Genomic DNA, 2,950 nt, shown 5'->3' on the forward strand with positions numbered 1-2,950 from the left:
ATCGAACATTTGAGGAAAATCGTACCAAAAACGCAATATATTTAGACTATATACAGAGCATAAAATCTATGATCATTAATACGTATATTATGGAGGATGTTTTATATAGACGGCCTAAAAAGTAAAACAAAGCTTTTAGAATGGAGCCTATTGATAGAACAGGGGGAGTTTTATGTTTGTTACTGTCGAGAAAGATGTGCATATTTTTGTGCAAGACGTTAATCCTGGTCCAGGTAGTAAGACTGTTTTCTTCGTTCACGGATGGCCTTTAAATCATCAAATGTATCAATATCAACTCAATGTTTTACCAGAGCATGGCTTTCGTTGTATCGCCATGGATATACGAGGGAATGGGCAATCTGATAAGCCATGGACTGGTTACACGTATGATCGATTAGCCGATGATATCGCAATTGTTCTAGAAGCACTCCAAGTAGAGAACGCTACATTAGTCGGTTTCTCAGTTGGTGGTGCTCTTTCTATTCGCTATATGTCTCGCTATCATGGGCGCCGCATTTCTAAGCTCGCATTAATTGACGCTGTCTCCCCCTCTTTCGTTAAAAATCAAGAGTCCCCTTACGGTGTACCGAAAGAACAAGCAGATGCTCTCATTAATCAAATGTATGCTAATTTACCAAAATTTTTAAATGACGTATCTTTATCCTTTTTCAATAGAAACTTAGGGACTGCAACCCTTGAATGGTTTTCTTATCTCGGTATGCAGTCCGCTTCTTATGCCCTTATCAAAATTTTACAAGCAGCTGCAAATGAAGATGTAACGAAAGATTTAAATAAAATTAACGTCCCAACAAAAATCTTCCACGGCGTTCACGACCAACTAATTCCTTACAAAAGTGCTGAGCTTACGCAACAACGAATTAAAAATTCTCAGTTACATGCTCTTACAAATAGTGGTCATGGTTCACCAATCGATCAAGCGGATGAATTAAATAAAGAACTGATAAAATTTTTACAAACATAACAACTGCAATATAAGAATGAAAGTTAACATAATCGTTTTTTATAAAACATAAAATTCACACATTTCTCACAAATACACAAATAAAACGATTACATTTTCATATATACTAAATGTACAAGTAATACTCCCTAAACCCAGCTTGTCTGGTTACCCCGTTAAATACTATGAAAAAAGAACTTGTATCGTTATACAAGTTCTTTTTGTTTCTTTTATTTAAAGAGGATATCTGTACTATATTGATTTCCAACGAGTAAATCATATTGGAGCATTTTATATTGCTCTAACATTTCTTTTTGTTTCTTTGTTAAATCATTGATTACTTCTCCATTTTTATCAACTTTTAATTCATCTCTAAGCACTGGTATTTCCTTGTAAAGTTCCGATAAAAATTGATAAAATAAGGATTTATTTAATCCTGCATAATCAAAAATAAGATTAGAAAAATGAATTGGGCTTACTAAACCTAAATTATCATTTGGCATATCAAAGTTTGCATACATTAATAGCGGCGTTTGCGCCATCGCTAAACGTTCACTCGGTGTTTTTTCATTCGTTATATACCCGTTTTCTTTATAAAAAGATTTATTTGTTCCTAATGATGGAAGATGATCTCCAAAGAATACTAATAATGTAGGTCTATCTAAATTATCTAGTTGCTCTATTAAATATTGAAGTGCCTCATCTGAACGTCTTAATCCTTCTGTATACGTCTCTAATTCTCCCTTTGATTCTTCATTTTCTAGCCCGCTAATTTCTATTAGGTTTTCACCAAATCGGTCCTCTGTAAATGGAAAATGATTTTGCATAGTAACTGCATGAATAAATGTAGGTTGTTTTTGTTTCTCTAACTCAGCAATTATCTCTTTACTCATCGCTAAATCACTAATATAATCTCCATCAATATCCACATTTTCCATCGTGTCATCTGCATTAAATTTATCAAATCCTAACACCTTATATACATCATCACGTTTAAAGAATGTGCGACCAAATGAATGAATTGCACTTGTGTAATACCCTTCTTTTTTCAACGCCGTAGGGATTGATGGAATTTCTTTCTTATTTGTAATAACCTGCTGATATGGTATAGAACCTGGCTTTAACAAACTCATTGAATAACTTGTTAATGCCTCAAATTCAACGTTCGCTGTATTTCCCCCAAATGTAGGAGAAATAGTTTGTCCCCCAGGAAAGTTTTCTATATAATGATGCAAATTTGGTACAGGATCTTCACTAAAAGAAAGGTTGGTTACTTTCGTCGGATCCCAAAACGATTCACTCATTACAAAAATAATATTCGGTTTCTCTTTTTTCTTTTGATTCCCTATATTTCCACTATATTGTTTTTTTATATCGTTTGCTATTTGAAGCATATTTTCTTTAGAATAATTTTTTGGTTTTTCCATAACTGTTGTATCTAAATTGCTAATAAACCCAAGTACAAAACCATTTGAAGCGTAGTTCTCATTTTGATTCCACAAAACAAAATCTACACCTGATTTTTGAAATACTTTATTCATAAATGTATTCGCAAAATTACCGTACGCATATAGAACAAAAATAGATCCTACTACTAATAAGGCTCTTATTCCTAGATGAATCTTTACATTTTGAATATACCTTCTCATATATATCCCTGCTACAATACAAGCTACGATACTTACGATAATGACAAAAATATAACTCCAACTAAAATAGTCCATCACCATCGGTATAACAGATTGCATATGCGTAATTTGTGTGAAATCAGAAGGATATAACGGATCACCTCTGAAAATAAGCTTCAAATAATTCACAATACATAAAATGACTAACGTACAGCTCGTTAAAACCATACTTAGAAAAACCTTACCTATTAAATTATATACAAGAATATATATTGCATAAATTACTACAAAACTTAATATAAACTGCATATTATAAAAGTAAATCCAATTCATTGCCTCTATGAAACTCATATTAACTTGC

General features: G+C 32.5%; 2 protein-coding genes. One reads left to right on the plus strand and one right to left on the minus strand.

What is annotated here, in order from left to right; genetic code table 11:
- Positions 1-172 precede the first annotated feature (172 nt).
- Entirely contained in the window at positions 173-982 is an 810-nt protein-coding gene (locus ACQGSG_RS27990) for an alpha/beta hydrolase (protein ID WP_325842435.1), read from the plus strand.
- A 209-nt stretch (positions 983-1,191) separates the two neighbouring features.
- Here ACQGSG_RS27990 and ACQGSG_RS27995 read toward each other — a convergent pair.
- Positions 1,192-2,950: LTA synthase family protein (locus ACQGSG_RS27995; protein WP_426948583.1), on the minus strand; the 1,759-nt coding region annotated here is incomplete at its 5' end.

It is taken from the genome of Bacillus sp. GMa5/1 (genome assembly GCF_050172015.1).
Classification (GTDB): Bacteria; Bacillota; Bacilli; order Bacillales; family Bacillaceae_G; genus Bacillus_A; species Bacillus_A cereus.